This window comes from Nocardioides sp. (assembly GCF_024509035.1).
Lineage (GTDB): Bacteria > Actinomycetota > Actinomycetes > Propionibacteriales > Nocardioidaceae > Nocardioides.
In genome coordinates this window covers 1056-1981 of record NZ_JANINT010000341.1, presented here as the reverse complement: position 1 = coordinate 1981, position 926 = coordinate 1056, and the positions used below count along the sequence as shown (strand labels likewise).

Here is a 926-nt window from a genome sequence, read left to right as displayed (position 1 = left end):
TCTCCCTGGCCCTGCTGCGCAGCCGGGGCGCCGACCGGCGGGCGCTGCTCCTGCTCGCCCTCGGCTTCGCGTGCTGGGTCCCGAGCGATCTGGCGTACGCCGTCCTGGTCGCCAAGGGCGACTTCCAGTTCGGCACCCCCCTCGACCTCGGCTGGATCCTCGGCTACGCGCTGATCGCGCTCGCGGCCTGGTACCCCAGCGTCGAGACGGACACCCCCGAGGACCCCGGGAGGCCGGCGCAGGTGCCGGACACCGCCCTCGTCTACACGGCGCTGATCGCGGCGGCCACCGTGCAGGTGATGTCCGGGGGCGGGGCGATGAACCCCGCGAGCCGGGCACTGTGGCTGGCGCTCGCGGTGGCGGTGGCCGGCCGCCAGATCCTGCTCACCCGGGACAACGTCGCGCTGCGCCGCGGGCTGGGGCAGCGGGTCCAGGAGCAGACCGCGGACCTGCGGCGGCTGGCCCGGCAGACCGAGGTGCTGCTCACGTCCGTCGACGACGGCATCTACGGCGTCGACGCCTCCGGCGACCTCACGTTCGTGAACCCGTCCGGTGCCCGCGCGCTCGGCTATGCGGGTCCGGACCTACTCGGCCGCAACGCACACGACGTCTTCCACGCCGCGGCCGAGGACGGCGGGTCGTACCCCTACAGCGGCTGCTACATCGCCGAGGCCATCGACACCGGCACGGTCACCTCCGCCCAGGACGACGTCTACAGCCGCGCGGACGGGTCCACCTTCCCCGTCGAGATCAGCGCGAGCCCGCTGGTCGACGAGCGGCCCGACGCGCGAACGGTGCGCGGCGCGGTCGTGGTGTTCCGCGACGTCACGCAGCGGCGCGAGGTCGAGCGGATGAAGAACGAGTTCCTGTCCGTGGTCAGCCACGAGCTGCGCACGCCGCTCACCTCGATCCGCGGGTCCCTGGAC

The 926-nt window shown here is 73.7% G+C and carries 1 protein-coding gene; it reads left to right on the top strand.

What is annotated here, in order from left to right:
* Nucleotides 1-926, top strand: a 926-nt coding sequence (locus Q0L15_RS20970; RefSeq protein WP_296606658.1) for a PAS domain-containing protein, incomplete at both ends; no start/stop codon positions are given.